Source organism: Hymenobacter tenuis (assembly GCF_054780495.1).
Genome location: NZ_BAAGWF010000004.1, coordinates 405,175 through 420,469, shown reverse-complemented (window position 1 = coordinate 420,469; position 15,295 = coordinate 405,175). Strand labels below are relative to the sequence as shown.

The following is a 15,295-nucleotide window of genomic DNA, read 5'->3' as shown; positions in this document are numbered from 1 at the left end:
CTGGCTGCTAGGATTGCGGCGGATAATGAGCTAGTACCTGTGGCTGCCCGTCAGCATCATACAAAAACGACAGTGGCTCCTCAGGATTACGCATGATTTCTTCCAATGGAATCTGCCATTGTTTCCACATTTCCAGCAACGACTGGGCATACGCGCTGTTTTCCCACGGATTAAAGATGGAGTTGGTTACGTCGTCGATGAGCGTATCCATCACCACCTCTGTATCTCCTGGCTGCACTGCCCGGGGGTAATAGTCGGGGATTACGTTCAGCAGATACGCCGCATAGTACACGCGGGCCTTAAACTCAGCTACTTGCACTGGGTGTAATGGCCGGGTGGCATCGTGATACACGCGGCGCATGGCCTGCTGAATGATACCATTATCTACCAGGCAGGCTACCAGCACGGTTTCATCGAGCTTAATGCTGAATGCGAGCGTGCTCAGGTCGTCATCGTACCAGAAAGGCAGCGGGTCTTCCTGCGGGTCGGTTTCCAGAATGAATACGGAACCGGGCGTAAACTCATCGTACTCCATGGGTACGCGTAACGCTTGCAACGGCTGGAAAAAGGCTTGAAAACGCCGCAGAAACTGAGCATTTTCGGCCAGCGGATACTGGGGCTTAGCTAGCGGGTCTAGCTCATTCAGCAATTCCGTCATCAGGATGCCGTAAAACATCTTACCCAGCCACAAAAACAGGGTCTGCTCATCTAGCTCCCGGAAGCCCGCTATGCCTTGCGCAGCTGCTGCTTCCACGCGTGCCTCCAGCGGCTCTACGTGTTGCGTTCGGCAGGTTGGGCAGCAGGCAATCCGGAGGTCTTGATAGGCTACAATACTCAGGTCCAGCAGTTTAATCTGCCGTTCGTGCAGCTGGTAGCGCGTCATCAGCCACTCGGCAAATACCGGTATGGTATCCTGGGGCGGGGTAGTGGGCGTACCGCACAGAAAGCAGTGGCGCATACTAAAGCGCATGCCTTCAAAAGGATCATACAACGTTAGGTTGTCTAGGGGCTGAAACTCGGACATAGCTGACAGAAATGAAAGCGCAAAAGTACGGGCAACGGCTACATCTGCGGCCACTAGGTGCAGAAAGCGTCCGAACTTGTGCTACAGCGGCACTTCACTATTCAACAGCAAGCTGAATTACACACCCCTGGCATCCGACGAGTTGCTACCCCATCAGAAAGCCCCGACTGCTTGCAGCCGGGGCTTTGTGCGTGAGCCGGACCTAGCAGCTTGCTTACTCTTTGCGCGAGAGGGTGGAGCCGAGCTTTATGAGCAGTTTGCCTAATTGTGCCAGCGGAGCGCTATAGCCATCGGAGGTTTCGTCGGCCACTTTGGAGGTTTCGGCGCCCAGGGTAGCTAGTGTTTCAGCCATGTCGTGGGGCTGGGTATCGGAGGCGGAAAGCTGCTCGCGCAGCGTAGCCAGCTCCTGAATAATTTTGGCTAGGCCAGGCCGCTCCGAGGCCCGCAGCACTTCAACCCAGCGGTCAATTTCCGTTAGGCCTTGGTCCCCGATTTTCTCGGGGGCACCGCCGTTCAGCAAGTTCAGGGTATCTTCGAGCAATGCTGTGTTCTGCTGGTCGGTTACGTCGAGCTGCACAGTGGGGATAGCCGGGGTCTGGGGGGTGGAAGCAGTGGAATCCATGAGTGTAAAAACAAGAAATGAGCAGGAGAGGTATCAGGCTATACTTGCCCCGGCGCGGAAAAGTTGGCCTACCTCCGGCCGATAACCCTCGTACAACCCCGGCGCTTACTTCTGGCCGAAAAGTTGCGGCCCTGCCGCGTGTTTATGTTGCATACCTACTTAGCTGCTCCTTTTTCCTCACGTACCCGTCAGCAGCAATTTGAAGCCGTAACGGCTGCGCTGCGGGCCGAAACCGGGGCGCCGGATACACTGCTGCTAGGCAACATATCGCCCTCAACCGACCCGGCAATTCAACCAGTGGATGCAGTAGTATTGCGGCCACGCAGCATTACGCTGCTACAACTGCTGCCCGGCGGTGGCGAGCTGCACATTCCGGAGTTGCGTACCGGCACGTGGCTGCTGGATGGCGCCCCACTGGAGCTGCCCGACAACGCCCTTAACCCCTACGCTCGCTTCGAACAGCAGCGCACGGCACTGGCCGCCTGGCTTGCGCCGCATCTACCACCCGAAGCCGCTAACCTTCAGTTTATTACTGGCCTGACGCTGTTCAGCGCGCCGGTACGGTTCAGCGCCTCCGTGGAGGCCCAGATGGCCGCGGTACCAGCTGCCGCTACCTTTCATTTACTCCCCGACCCAACCCGCTTCACCCGTCGCCTTACCCAACTTGCTACCCCTGAAATCGACCTTACGGCGGCCGACTACCACCACTTGGCTCACAGCCTAAACCTGCCGTTAGCCGACTTGCCGCCCCTACCCTCTGCCTCAGAGGAAACTACCCGAACGAACCCGGATGCCGGGGCAGCCTTGCGGCAAAAGGCCGGCAAGCTATGGCGGTGGTTGGGTGCCGAAGATATAGATGAGGTTGACAGGCGCACCAGCGGTTACGAAGTAGATCTGGAAGCCCGCAGTCAGGAAAAGCAGGAGTTAGAGCACTTGCGCACCAGCTTGCAGGCCGATATCAGCCAGCAACTCCGGGCCATGCAGGCGCGCGAAACGGAGCGAGAGCAGCGCATAGCCAACCTGCAGCAGCAACTCGCCGCGGCTCCGGTAGCGCCCGATGCGCCCCATCTGCAAGCCCAGCTCGCGGCCGAAAAACAGGAGAAGATGGCGCTGGAAAACTCCATTCAGGCGTACCGCGCGGAGCTGGCCAACCGGAACCAGGAGCTAGGCAGCAAAATTCAGCAGCTGGAAAACCTGATTCAGCGCCTTTCCTCCGCCCCACCCATACCTGCGCTGGGTAGCACCGCCATTCCGCCGGCCGTTACTACCCCGTCGGCTACCAGCGGTACTTCGCCAGCCAGCACACCAGCCACTGAAAAAACATCCGCACCGGCATCTGCAAAACAGGTGCAGTTTGGCCGGCCGGCAGAGGCCCGCCAACAGTTGCTGGCGGGCCTAGAACGGTTGCGCCCAGCCTTGCGGCATGCGGGTGCCCGCCTAGGGTCATTCGCGAGCCGAATCCGGAGCCAGCCGCGCAATGCTACTTACTTAGCTGGGGCCGGGGTAGTAGCCGTTTTAGCCGTGGTTGGGGTTAGCAGATGCGGTAGCCATGACGTGCCCCTTGCTTTTCAGCAAAACGGCCAGTACGGCCTGCTCGCCTCTGATGGCGATACCCTAGCCGAGGCCCGTTACACCAGTATCGGGGAGTTTCGGGAGCACCGCGCCGTGGCGGAGCGGGATGGAGTTTTCGGGTTTCTGGATGATGAAGGCGAAGAAGTTATCGCGCCTGCCTACGATGCCCTATTTCCGTTCAGTGGCCCCTATGCCAGGGCCCGCGTAGGTCGGCTGTATACCTTTCTGGATGAAAAAGGCGAAGAATTTGGGGCCTTCTATTATGCTGCCCGCGACTTTGCCGAGGGCTACGCGGCAGTACTCGACTACCGGGGCTGGCACTACATCACGGGCCCCGAGGAGTCCGCCGCTGCACCCGTTGTATTTCAGGAAGCCTACTCCTTCGATCAGGAACTGGCCCGGGTGAAAACCGATGGGTATTTCACCTTTATCCGCCCCGAGTACCTAGCCGATACCACCGAAGGAATTGCTCCTTTCAGCCGCTATACTAGCGCCACCGACTTTGATGCGCAAGGCCGTGCTCAGGTAGTGCAGCAAGGCCGCCGCTTTTACATCGGCCGTGATGGGCAGGAAATTACTGAGTAAGGGGTTGGGCTTACAAAGCAGCCTAGCCGCGTGAACACACTAGGCGGAGCCATTGCCGCTTAATCGTCGTGCTTGCGTTTCCACTTGTTTTTTCCGTGCCCCTTGCCTTTGCCGCGGCCTTTCCACCGCTGCCCCCACGCATTCTGAGCAGCACCGGCGGGGGTTACAGAAGAATGGGCACCTAGTAGCAAGCGGCCATCGGCCTGTTTGCTGATGGCCACGGGTTCGCCGAGCAACGAGCAGCCTTGTCCATCCTTAAGCTCGGTGCGCTGGCCGTCACGGCTTACCACAAATCCGTCGCGGGTGATGAGGCGCCCATTAGGCAGGCGTACGTCGCGGGTAAGGGGGCGCGCCTCTCCGTTGCGCACCGTATACATGCTACCGTCACGGCGCTGAAACCCATCGTTGGCCTGCGCTTGCACCTTAACCGCCGCACTCAGCAGCAAAACCCCAAAAAGGCAAACCCGAACCATCATCTGAAAGCAGTAAAAACCGGCCACTAACGCTACGGTTTGGCCCTACTACGAAGGTAGCAGCTGAGAGTTAGCCAAGGCCTGGCAGGCAGGCTTCGGCTCTTGCTACGGGCTAGTGGGTTACTTTCCGAGGCAGTTGATATTAAGCTAGGTACAACGCCAGCTGTTGTGCTTCTCTCAATCCTTCAACCATATATCTGCTCCATGAAAACGCTGTTCAAAACCCTGCTTGCTGCCGTTGCTATTTCATTTGCTGCTACCTCCTGCACTCAAGAAGGCCAGCAGAATGCAGAGGCTGCCGCCGATAACACGGAGGCTGCTGCCGAAAATGCAGGTGATGCTGCCGCTGCCGAGGCTACCAACGCCGCTAATACCACCGAAAATGCCGTTGATAACGCGGGCCAGGCCGTAGAAAATGCTGCTGATAAAACGGCCGCCGAAACCAAAGAGGCAGCCAACGAGGTGAAAGCCGAAACCAAGGAAGCAGCCGGCGACGCCAGAGCAGAAATCAACGCTGCTCAGAATAACTAAGGATATACTGCCTGCATATAAAAAAGCCCGCGCTACTGCTAGCGCGGGCTTTTTTGTGGTCTTCTCGGGCACTTTAGGGCCAAGCAGGGGCTAGTGTTTAAGCAACTAAAATGGGTTCCGTAGCACCGGCCAGTTCCAGCAGCACCTCGTAGTAGGGCCGGCCCTTAATGCGCGCCTGAAGCCAACTGTAGAAGCTCAGTGCCTGCAAATCTTCCTTCTCTAAAGGCACAAAGGCCGGGATGCGGGCAGCCCTAGCAGCAAAAGCGGTGGTACCTACAATGGCTGGGTTCTCGGTGATGTCGCGGACGAGTTGCAGGTAGTACAGTACCGCCGAGTACCCACCCCCATCAGCCCCGAAGCGTTCCTTAATCAGCCGCTCAATGGCCCGCAGGCGATTGAAGGCCAAGTCGGGGTTGCCGAGTTCCAGCTGCGTGAGCATCTCGCCCATATTCCGGTTCAGCACCCACTCTACCCCCATTTCCTGCTCGCACCAGTGGTCGGAGCGGCCAATGGCCATGAGGGTTTGGTTGGTTTTTTGGAACTGCCCTTCGGCGAAGTAGTGGAAGCCTAGGCCCAACCGGGCCGTGAGTTGGTCGCGCGGAGACAGGGACGTGCGCAGAATGTCTTCCAGCAGCCGAATGCTTTCCGGGTTACGGCGCAAAAAGGCGTAGTTGGCGGCTAGCAGAAACGTATAGCGCGGTAGCAGCGTGGCGGCGTGCAACCGTGGGCCGGCATCCAACACTGCCCGGAGCCGCTCCAAGTACTCCACCGACTCGCGGAAGCGCCGAGTGCGGTATAGGGCATGCGCAATCATGTACAGCAGCCCCGTTTGGGCCTCACGGTGGGCCGGCAGGAAGCCGTGGCGCTTCTCCATGAGGTGGTAGCAGCGCATCACAAAGGGCGTGAACGAGAGGTAGTCGCGGCGCACGAGCATGGCGGCCCGGGCAATGGACATGAGGCGGTGGAGCAGAGCCGGGCGCCGGGCAAAGGCTTCCTGCAAGTCATACTCGCGCAGCACATCCTGCAGAATCACATCAAACGACTCGCCGGCCCGGCCTTTTACGCGGGCTTCGCGCAGGCGCTGCCGAATTAGGCTGTCGGCAATGTTGGCCCGCTCTTCCTCATCGGCATACTTCTTATTCAGGTTCCGGCGCCGAATGATGTCGGCCAAGTCATCGCCGTACTTGCTGTTGGCCTGTGCAATCTGGAGGTTGTAAACCGTATTAAGTAGTTCATACTGTTCGTTCTGGCACGCCAGCTTTTCAGCTTTGCGCAACGTGCTCCAGGCCAGCCGCGGCACACCAGCATCAAACAGATACTGCGCCAGCGTGAGCAGCCCCCGCACTGAGGAAGCGGCCGTGGGGTCTTGCTGGCGTTGGCGCAGCAACAAGTAATCGGTGAGGTGGCGCATAAGGCGCTTGCGCAGGGCATAATACGCCACGGCATTGGCCTCTTCCGGATAAAGCTTTCGTAATAATTCCTCGGTGTTGTATTCCTTCGGCTGTAGCAGCAAGTCGCAGAGATTCAAGTCCATCCGCCCTTTCTGCTTACGGCGCTGGCGCTGAATAAACTGCCGGAATTCTTTCCGGTCATCGGGTGAAAAAGTAGCTAGCGTAGTTCTTAAATCATCCATTCTCATAAGTAGCTGAAAATATGTGTCAATGATACTGAATGTGGGCCATAGTTTTTCCTATTGTTCAACAATACATTTTACTTATTAACACCTTATACTACAGCATCTTGACCTTATTTACTAGGTATAGTATAGGCGCAAACCTGGTATGGCAAACGGTGGGCAAGTGGGCCACGCAACTCCTCTGTAAGCACAGCCGTACACAGCCTACCATTTCCACTCTAATCTGACACCCTTATGGACGCTAATAATAACGGCATCGATGATGCTACCGAACTGCGGGCCCGCGGCAACTGGAATGAAGTAAAAGGAAAGGCTAAACAGAAGTGGGGCAACCTCACCGACGACGACCTGGACTATCAGGAAGGCACGCAGGATGAATGGTTTGGCCGTTTGCAGCATAAAACTGGCGAAACAATTGATGACATTAAGCACTGGTTTCAGCGCACGTTTTAAGTAGCTGTACAAATAAGCAAAGCCCGACACTAATTAGTGTCGGGCTTTGTTGCGTTTATAACAAGCTAGTAGCTAACAACATATACACCATTCAATATTTTTTATAACTTTAGTCATCAGCAACATGTATGAAAACCCCGGTTGAGGAATTGCGTGCGGTGGGGAATACAGCCTTACTACGGCTGCCTAAAACTGCTTTTTTCTGTTCCCGTGAGTACCCGCCCAGCATTGAGCGCATCACGTACTTGTGGGCTATGGAACAACGGCAGTTGGGCTATTGTGTGCTTTCTGGGTTTCATTCGCGGCTAGAGCAGTCTGTTTTCCGGTTTCTGCGCCGCGATTTTCAGCAGCCCATTGTGTATGCTCTGGCCCGGGGTATGCAGCCATCGTTGCTGATGGAATATGAGCGCGACATCCGGCTGGGGCGACTGTTGTTTCTGTCACCTTTTGAGCCGGAGGTGCACAGCATCACGCCAGAAACCGCCGAAATCCGCAACCTGCTGATTGCGGACCTGGCCGACCGGTTTTTTATTCCTTATGTGAGCCCGGGCGGCAACTTAGAGCGGCTGCTGCAAAGTGAGCCGGCACTGGGTAAGCCGTTGGTAACGCTCAATTTGCCGCAGAATGCTGCGCTGCTGCGGGCGGGTGCCTGCGTGTACCAGCCGCCCGGCCTGTTGGCGCGCTCTCCTTCCCGCCAACTCAACCCTGCATAAGGCATTCATCGTATGGGGAGTAGTTCCTTACTTAACCCTGTGCATCATGTCTGTTTCTAACACCGTTTTATCGGCCGTTCCTTCCTCCCCCTCGTCGGGTATCAGGGCGCTGGCCCGCTTTGGCTTTGCGGCAAAGGGCGTTGTGTATTTGCTGGTTGGTATTTTGGCACTACTAGCGGCTACGGGCCAGCAAGGTGGCCAAACAGCCGACAAAAAGCAGGCCGTACAAACGCTGCAGGAGCTGCCCGGCGGCTCGGTTTTGCTAGGCCTGATTGCGTTCGGTTTACTTGGCTACATCATCTGGCGCTTCACGCAAGCCTTCATGGACACCGAAAGCAAAGGCTCGGGCGCTAAAGGCATTGGGCGCCGCCTGGGCTACATTGGCAGCGGCTTGCTGTATGCCAGCCTGGCTTGGTACGCGGCGCAGCTGGCCATGAACGGCTCGGCCAACAGCAGCTCAAACGGTCAGCAAACCCTCACGGCTAAAGTGCTGGGCTGGCCCGGCGGCGAGTGGATTATCATCCTCGTGGGCCTGATTATTATTGGCAGCGGCATCTACCAGATTTACCGGGCGTACTCGGGCAAATTTCAGAAACACGTAAACGCCAGCGACCTGCCCGCCAACCAGCAAAACATTGTGTATCGCACCGGCCAGGTAGGCTACACGGCCCGCGGGATTGTGATGGCCATTATTGGCTACTTCTTTGTGCAAGCCGGTCGCCAATCGAGTGCCCGCCAGGTTGGCACCACTGACGACGCCTTCGATTTGCTAGCTACCATGGGTCCCGCTGTGCTGGGCATTGTAGCCCTGGGCCTGATGGCCTACGGGGTATATATGCTGGTACAGGCGCGCTATCCCGTGCTGCGCATCTGAGTAGCTTTGTTTCCAGAAGGTTTACGACTAGAAACCACCTAGTAAAATCACTAGCCTCTCCAAAACCGACAAGGCCGTTCCTGCTTTCAGGAACGGCCTTGTCGGTTTTGGAGAAAACGGCACCTAGTAAAGTAGCTAGCCGTTACGCAACGTAATCAGCCAGATACTGGTAGCGAGGCGTGAGTTGGCCGTTGCGGGCTATGGTAGCGCGCTCAATTATATCATCGGGGCCGCCTTCGTGCATGAGGTGGGGTAATACGTTATCGATGAGCTGGCGGCCAAAGTCGCGGCTGGCGTTGCGGGGCAGCTCGCAGGGCAGGTTATCCACGGCCATCACCGTGATGTTGCCTGGCCGCGAATAGGCCGGTTCCAGCTGTCCGGTCTGGCAGTTATAGTCAAAAGCGGGCTCCTGGATGCTGCTACTGCGCTTGGTCGTCGGGATGGAGCCATCTACGTCACAGGTCACATCGGCAATAGTATCAATGCGGAAGTGCGCCCGGCAGGTGTCTTCTTCCGTGAACAGCTTAGGCGCGGCCGGATGCCAGTACGCGCAGGCAATCAGCAAGTTCGTAACTGGCAGAAAGTTCTGGAACGTTGATTCGTACTCCTGTGGGTTGCGGTGAAAGTCGGTGGTATCCCACACGCGCCCGTCGCGGCGACGGTTGTAGTCGGAGCTGCGCAGCTGGGTGTACACTGGCTCGTTAAAGTCGTGGTAGAGATAATCGTACACGCTCACCCGCCGGATGCCCATACGGTCGAGCACTTCCACGGCGCCCTGTGCTACCCTTCCGGATCCTGTTACTACCATCTTAATGGGCGGCAACTTCTTTACCTTGAAAAACTCTTCCTGCATGTCTTCCATATCCAGGCATTGGTAGGCCGGCTTCAGCTCATACAGGCCGTGTTTGCGCCCGTAGGTCAGCAGGCCATTGTAGGCGCCTACTATGCCGGCCCAGCGCCCAAAGGCTACAATCCGCTCCCCGCCGTCGCGGTCCGTGAGCAGTTCGTAGTCGATGAGGGTGATATTCTTGGCCAGCACCTGGCGCAGCAGCTCCCGGTTAGCCGGCTGCTTTTTCACGGTGTGCGAGAAAAACAAGTAGGTTTTATTCGGTATGAGCTGGGCAACGGGCACTTCCTTCACGCCCATCAGGATGTCGCAATCGGCTACCTCAGGCCGCACCTCAATAGCCAGGCCGCGGTATTCCTGGTCAGAAAAGCAGCGGATCGGGCTTTCCTGCACCACAATCTTCAAGCCCGGGAAACGCGCTTCGGCTTCGGTGCACTTTTTGGGTGTGAGCGGTACGCGCTTGTCAGGCGGGGTTTTTCCTTCGCGGATCAGGCCAATTGTGATGAGTGGCATATGCGGTAGTGGTGGGTGGGAATCTGCCCCAAATCTGGGCAAAATATTTAAGCTGGAAAGCCCTGCTACCCATATCGGTAGCGCAAGTTGGAACAAGCCAAAACTTTTGCCGGTTTTGGGGCTTAAGCGTGAAGCCATTTCACGCTACCTTTGTAAGGGCTCCGCCTAGGGCCTAATCCGTTGCCACCCTCACCCCTTCTTTTATGTTGCTGAAAACCAAGCCCGCCGATGTGTTCGTGGACCGCCACAATGGGCCCGACGATGCTGCTGTGGCCGAGATGCTGCGCACCATTGGTGTGGAGTCGATTGACCAGCTCATCGACGAAACTGTGCCGGCCGCTATTCGCCTGAAGAAGCCGCTGAACCTGCCCGCAGCCCTCACGGAGCGGGCTTTTTTGGCGAAATTCAAGAAGATTGCCGGCCAGAATAAGCTATTTAAAAACTACATCGGCCTGGGCTATCATGATACCCAGCTGCCCGCCGTAATCCAGCGCAACATTCTGGAAAACCCAGGCTGGTACACTGCCTATACGCCCTACCAGGCCGAAATTGCCCAGGGCCGCCTCGAAGCGTTGATTAATTATCAGACCATGATAATTGACCTCACGGGCCTAGAAATTGCCAACGCCAGCCTACTTGATGAAGGAACTGCCGCCGCCGAAACGCTGCACATGTTCCACTCGCTCTCCAAGAAGAAGAATGCTACCCGCTACTTCGTTTCGGAGCAGGTGCTGCCCCAAACCATTGACGTACTTCGCACCCGCGCCACACCTCTCGGCATTGAACTGGTAGTAGGCGACCACCGCACGGTAGATCTAGCAGATGAGACCCTATTCGGCGCTATTCTGCAATATCCTGCCGCCGACGGCGCCGTGTACGACTACACCGACTTCATTTCGAAAGCCCACGACAACAACCTGTTCGTGACCGTGGCGGCTGATTTGCTGTCCCTGACGCTGCTCACGCCTCCCGGCGAAATGGGTGCCGATGCCGTGGTAGGTAACTCCCAGCGCTTTGGGGTACCAATGGGCTACGGCGGACCGCACGCGGGCTTCCTAGCTACCAAAGATGCGTTCAAGCGCGTAATTCCGGGCCGTATCATTGGCCAGAGCATTGACGCGGCTGGCAACAAAGCCTACCGCATGGCCCTGCAAACCCGCGAGCAGCACATCCGCCGCGAAAAAGCCACTTCCAATATCTGCACGGCGCAGGTGTTGCTGTCGGTGTTGGCGGGCATGTATGCCGTGTACCACGGACCGCAGCGCATCCGCCAGTTTGCATCCAACGTGCACGCCCTAGCCCAAACATTGGCCGGAACTCTCACGAGCTTGGGCCTAGAGCAAACCAACGAGTTCTATTTCGATACGCTGGCTATTCAGCTGGAAAGCGCTGAGTTGCAAAATGCCATCCGGCAGGAAGCGGAGGCTGCGGGTATTAACTTCCGCTATTTTGGCGAAAATCAGGTAGGCATCTCGCTAAACCAGAACACCGAAATCGAGGATGTACAGGACATCGTGTCGGTGTTCAGCAAAGTGCTGGGCAAAGAAGCCAAGGTAGTAGCGCTGCCCGCTGAAGTATCCGTAAACTGGCCCGCAAGCCTGATCCGGACCAGCGAGTACCTCACGCACCCCATCTTCAATTCGCACCACTCAGAGCACGAGATGCTGCGCTACATGAAGCAGCTCGAAAATAAGGACCTGAGCTTGGCTCACTCCATGATTTCGTTGGGCTCGTGCACCATGAAGCTGAACGCTACCGCCGAGATGATTCCGGTGACGTGGCCTGAAATTGGAGGCCTGCACCCCTTCGCTCCGCGCGAGCAGGCCGCTGGCTACACCCAAATCTTCCAGGACCTGGAGAAGTGGTTGTGTGAGGTAACCGGCTTTGATGCCGTAAGCCTACAGCCCAACTCTGGTGCTCAGGGCGAGTATGCGGGCCTGCTGGCCATCAAAGGCTACCATGATGCCCGCGGCGACCAGCACCGCAACGTGGCCCTTATTCCGGCCTCGGCCCACGGCACCAACCCCGCTTCCGCTGTTATGGCCGGTATGCAGGTAGTCGTGGTAAAGAGCACCGAGGAAGGCAACATCGACGTAGCCGATCTGAAAGCCAAAGCCGCGCAGTATGCCGATAAGCTGAGCTGCCTGATGGTGACCTACCCGAGCACGCACGGCGTGTACGAGGAAACTATCATTGATATCTGCCAGACAATTCACGAGCACGGTGGTCGGGTGTACATGGATGGCGCGAACATGAACGCGCAGGTAGGCCTCACCTCGCCGGCTACCATTGGCGCCGATGTATGCCACCTGAACCTGCACAAAACGTTCTGCATTCCGCATGGCGGTGGCGGACCCGGCGTAGGCCCCATTGGGGTAGTAGCTGACCTGGCTCCTTACCTCTCCGGCCACGTGCTGGTAGATGCCAATGGCCGCACCGCCGGTGCTGTTACCTCGGCTCCGTGGGGCTCCGCCAGCATTCTGCCCATTTCTTATGCCTACATCAACATGATGGGCGGTGAAGGACTGACAGAGGCGACCCGCATAGCTATCCTAAACGCCAACTACATCAAGGCCCGTTTGGAGGAGCACTACCCGGTGCTATACACGGGCGCTAATGGCCGCTGTGCCCACGAAATGATTTTAGACTGCCGGCAGTTTAAAAAGGCGGGCATTGAGGTAGAAGACATTGCCAAGCGCCTGATGGACTACGGCTTCCACGCACCTACCGTATCGTTCCCAGTGGCGGGCACGCTGATGGTAGAGCCTACGGAGTCGGAGAGCAAGGAAGAGTTGGACCGCTTCATTGAGGCCATGATCAGCATCCGGAAGGAAATTGCGGCAGTGGAAGAGGGCCGGGCCGATGCCAAGGAGAACGTGCTGAAGCACGCGCCCCACACGGCTGCTACCGTGCTCACGCACGAATGGACCCGCCCCTACACCCGCGAGGAAGCCGTGTACCCAACCGAGTGGGCCCGCGCGTACAAGTTCTGGCCGGCCGTATCCCGTATCGACTCTGCGTACGGCGACCGTAACCTGATTTGCTCCTGCACCCCGCTCGAGCAATATGCGGACGCCGAAGAGAAGTTGGTAGAAACCGACAAAGGTCCTTCGTACTAGGGTATCAGAAGGGACCAACCATAAAAAAGCCCTGGCTGCTCGCAGCCAGGGCTTTTTTGTGTTTAAGCAAGAATGAGAGCTAGTAAACCACTCGATGATAAGCAAGCTTCAGCTTACTTACCGAAGCAGTTACGATACATGTAGCCGTTATGGGTCTTGCCATCGGCGGTTACCCGCACTTTCACGAAATACGCATCTACCGTATCTAATACCTGCACCTCATTGCCTGAGGTAACGGTGGTAAGCTGTTGTGATTGTTTGGTCATCCCATCGTAGAGCACACACTCCACCACGGTGTTATGGGCCACCGGAGTAGTGTTAGTCCGGTTACTGCGGGCTTCATCTTTGGACGCACTGCAGGAAGCTAGTAACGTGAGGCTGCTGAGGCAAAGTAAAAGTTTTTTCATGTAGCAATGCGAGAAGGAATTAGCGCTGCAAAAGATAGAGACATTTTAAGACGAAAAGGAATTTTCCCAGATATATTCTTTAGGGAAATATTATGCTAGCAGAGCATTTTACCGGGAACGCCCACCCTGCTGCAACTGTTTAGAGTGCAGACCAGAAGTGGAAACGGGCCATGCCTGCTCCATCTCGGCTTTCATTTTTACTGCTACTTTCTCATATATGAACCGCATTCCCAAATTTCTGGCCCGCCCCCTGACGCTGTCGGTGCTCGGGCTTACGCTTTTGCTGGGTGCTAGTGGCTGTGCCAGCACGTCGCGCGTGGGGGTTACCTCCGACTTCGATCATTCCGTAAACTTCCGCGCTTACAAAACCTGGGCCTGGTATCCGCAGCAGCCCACTGATACCGAAGGCGGCCCGGCCAAAGGCTACGAGTCGTTTCTGGATAAGCGCATCCGCACGGCCGTAGAGCAGCAGCTTGCCCAGAAAGGCCTGTCGCGGGTAGAAAAAAATCCCGATGTGTACGTGGCTTACAGCGCCCGCGTGGAAGACAAGCAGCGCAGCAACACCGGCTACTATGGCCCGTACGGCTACCCTTATGGGTACTATGGCGGCTGGTATGGCCGGGGAGGCTTTGGCCAGCAGCCCATCACTGATTACAAAGCCGGTACCGTTATCCTCGATTTCGTGGATGCTAACCGCAAAGAGCTGGCCTGGCGCGGCCAAGGCCAGGCTCAAGTAGATCAGCAGACGATTTCCGAACAGGAAGTGCAGCGCATCGTGACAAGCATCTTAGGCACCTTCCCGCCTCAGGATCAGCAGGCGCGTCGCTAGGTCCTCTCTGATAGCCAAACCCAAAAGCCTGCTCCCTGGAGCAGGCTTTTTTGGCTTTACCCAACAACAAGGCCTAGCCCCGGTATGAGGGCTAGGCCTTGTTGTTAGTGACTTTACTATCGTATGTAGAGTCTGCTAAATGGGCACGTTCACGTGGCGCTCTGCGTGGTAGCTGGAGCGGACCAAGGGGCCACTTTCCACGTACTTTAGGCCGCGCTTTAGTCCTTCTTCCTTGTAATGCGCAAACAGATCGGGGTGAATGAATTCCGCAACCTCTACGTGGCGCTTAGTTGGCTGCAAATACTGACCTAGCGTCAGGATATCGAGGCCATTCTCGACCAAGTCGTCCATGGCCTTGTACATCTCGTCCTGCTTTTCGCCAAGGCCCAGCATAATGCCCGACTTCGTGCGTTTGCCGGCTTCCTTGGTGCGGCGGATTTGCTCCAGGCTTCGGTCGTACTTGGCTTGCGGGCGCACGAGGCGGTAGAGGCTGCCCACCGTTTCCATGTTGTGCGAAACCACCTCTTGGCCGCCAGCAATCATGGTTGCCAAGGCGTCCCAGTTTGCTTTCACATCCGGAATTAGGGTTTCGATGGTGGTAGTAGGGCTGAGCTGCTTGGTTTGCACCACGGTTTCGTACCACACACTGGCGCCCCGGTCTTTCAACTCGTCGCGGTTTACAGAGGTAAGCACGGCGTGCTTGACGCCCATCAGCTGGATGGCTTCAGCCACCCGGCGGGGCTCGTCGAGGTCATACTCGGTGGGGCGGCCGGTAGCCACGGCACAAAACGAGCAGGAACGGGTGCACACGTTCCCCAGAATCATGAAGGTAGCGGTGCCGGCACCCCAGCACTCACCCATATTCGGGCAATTTCCGCTTTCACAGATGGTATGCAGTTTATGTTCATCCACCAAGCGGCGGACGTTGGCGTAGGCAGGGCCCACGGGCAGCTTCACGCGCAGCCAGTCGGGCTTACGCGCTTTGGCAGGTGCCGCTGGGGCAGCCGCCACGGGCTGAATGATGGGCAGGGTCAGCAACAGTTCGTCCATGTTGCAAAGGTAAGGGGGAATAGGTTGCGGGTAGTCAGCTTCTAAGA

14 protein-coding genes are annotated in these 15,295 nt (G+C 57.0%); 7 read left to right on the top strand and 7 right to left on the bottom strand.

Annotated elements, in window-relative coordinates:
• Positions 1-7: 7 nt before the first annotated feature.
• Both ACYVGU_RS15265 and ACYVGU_RS15260 read right to left on the bottom strand, forming a co-directional pair.
• Complete coding sequence (locus tag ACYVGU_RS15265) at positions 8-1,024, bottom strand: hypothetical protein (RefSeq protein WP_460622761.1); 1,017 nt, start codon at positions 1,022-1,024, stop codon at positions 8-10.
• A 214-nt stretch (positions 1,025-1,238) separates the two neighbouring features.
• A complete protein-coding gene (locus ACYVGU_RS15260; protein ID WP_460622760.1) occupies positions 1,239-1,646 on the bottom strand; it encodes a hypothetical protein in 408 nt (135 codons plus the stop codon).
• 144 nt (positions 1,647-1,790) lie between these two features.
• On the opposite strand from ACYVGU_RS15260, the gene ACYVGU_RS15255 reads away from it, so the two are divergent.
• Complete coding sequence (locus ACYVGU_RS15255) at positions 1,791-3,803, top strand: WG repeat-containing protein (protein ID WP_460622759.1); 2,013 nt, start codon at positions 1,791-1,793, stop codon at positions 3,801-3,803.
• 59 nt (positions 3,804-3,862) lie between these two features.
• On the opposite strand, the gene ACYVGU_RS15250 is transcribed toward ACYVGU_RS15255, so the two are convergent.
• Positions 3,863-4,279, bottom strand: a complete 417-nt coding sequence (locus ACYVGU_RS15250; protein ID WP_460622758.1) for a DUF6799 domain-containing protein — start codon at positions 4,277-4,279, stop codon at positions 3,863-3,865.
• Between the two features lie 201 nt (positions 4,280-4,480).
• Here ACYVGU_RS15250 and ACYVGU_RS15245 point away from each other — a divergent pair, with 201 nt between their 5' ends.
• Positions 4,481-4,807 carry a hypothetical protein gene (locus tag ACYVGU_RS15245; RefSeq protein WP_460622757.1) on the top strand — a complete coding sequence of 109 codons (327 nt, stop codon included), beginning with the start codon at positions 4,481-4,483 and terminating at the stop codon, positions 4,805-4,807.
• A 97-nt stretch (positions 4,808-4,904) separates the two neighbouring features.
• Here ACYVGU_RS15245 and ACYVGU_RS15240 read toward each other — a convergent pair whose 3' ends face one another.
• Positions 4,905-6,440: a hypothetical protein gene (locus tag ACYVGU_RS15240; RefSeq protein ID WP_460622756.1), complete on the bottom strand. Its 1,536-nt coding sequence runs from the start codon at positions 6,438-6,440 to the stop codon at positions 4,905-4,907.
• Between the two features lie 237 nt (positions 6,441-6,677).
• On the opposite strand from ACYVGU_RS15240, the gene ACYVGU_RS15235 reads away from it, so the two are divergent.
• The 3 genes from ACYVGU_RS15235 (at position 6,678) to ACYVGU_RS15225 (ending at position 8,483) form a co-directional block, all read left to right on the top strand.
• Complete coding sequence (locus tag ACYVGU_RS15235; RefSeq protein ID WP_460613486.1) at positions 6,678-6,896, top strand: CsbD family protein; 219 nt, start codon at positions 6,678-6,680, stop codon at positions 6,894-6,896.
• Between the two features lie 128 nt (positions 6,897-7,024).
• Positions 7,025-7,609 (top strand): hypothetical protein, encoded by a 585-nt coding sequence (locus ACYVGU_RS15230; protein WP_460613485.1) that lies wholly within the window; start codon positions 7,025-7,027, stop codon positions 7,607-7,609.
• Between the two features lie 46 nt (positions 7,610-7,655).
• On the top strand, positions 7,656-8,483 hold the full coding sequence (locus ACYVGU_RS15225; protein WP_460613484.1) for a DUF1206 domain-containing protein: 828 nt from the start codon (positions 7,656-7,658) through the stop codon (positions 8,481-8,483).
• A 142-nt stretch (positions 8,484-8,625) separates the two neighbouring features.
• Here the strand turns inward: ACYVGU_RS15225 and ACYVGU_RS15220 are convergent, their stop codons facing one another.
• A complete protein-coding gene (locus ACYVGU_RS15220) occupies positions 8,626-9,843 on the bottom strand; it encodes an NAD(P)-dependent oxidoreductase (protein WP_460622755.1) in 1,218 nt (405 codons plus the stop codon).
• A gap of 203 nt (positions 9,844-10,046) precedes the next feature.
• On the opposite strand from ACYVGU_RS15220, the gene gcvP reads away from it, so the two are divergent.
• Entirely contained in the window at positions 10,047-12,962 is a 2,916-nt protein-coding gene (gcvP, locus tag ACYVGU_RS15215; protein WP_460622754.1) for an aminomethyl-transferring glycine dehydrogenase, read from the top strand.
• Positions 12,963-13,075: 113 nt separating this feature from the next.
• Here gcvP and ACYVGU_RS15210 read toward each other — a convergent pair whose 3' ends face one another.
• Positions 13,076-13,369 carry an SH3 domain-containing protein gene (locus tag ACYVGU_RS15210; RefSeq protein ID WP_460613479.1) on the bottom strand — a complete coding sequence of 98 codons (294 nt, stop codon included), beginning with the start codon at positions 13,367-13,369 and terminating at the stop codon, positions 13,076-13,078.
• A 217-nt stretch (positions 13,370-13,586) separates the two neighbouring features.
• Here ACYVGU_RS15210 and ACYVGU_RS15205 point away from each other — a divergent pair, with 217 nt between their 5' ends.
• A complete protein-coding gene (locus tag ACYVGU_RS15205) occupies positions 13,587-14,198 on the top strand; it encodes a DUF4136 domain-containing protein (protein ID WP_460622753.1) in 612 nt (203 codons plus the stop codon).
• A 135-nt stretch (positions 14,199-14,333) separates the two neighbouring features.
• On the opposite strand, the gene lipA is transcribed toward ACYVGU_RS15205, so the two are convergent.
• Positions 14,334-15,236, bottom strand: a complete 903-nt coding sequence (gene lipA, locus ACYVGU_RS15200; protein WP_460614306.1) for a lipoyl synthase — start codon at positions 15,234-15,236, stop codon at positions 14,334-14,336.
• Positions 15,237-15,295 lie beyond the last annotated feature (59 nt).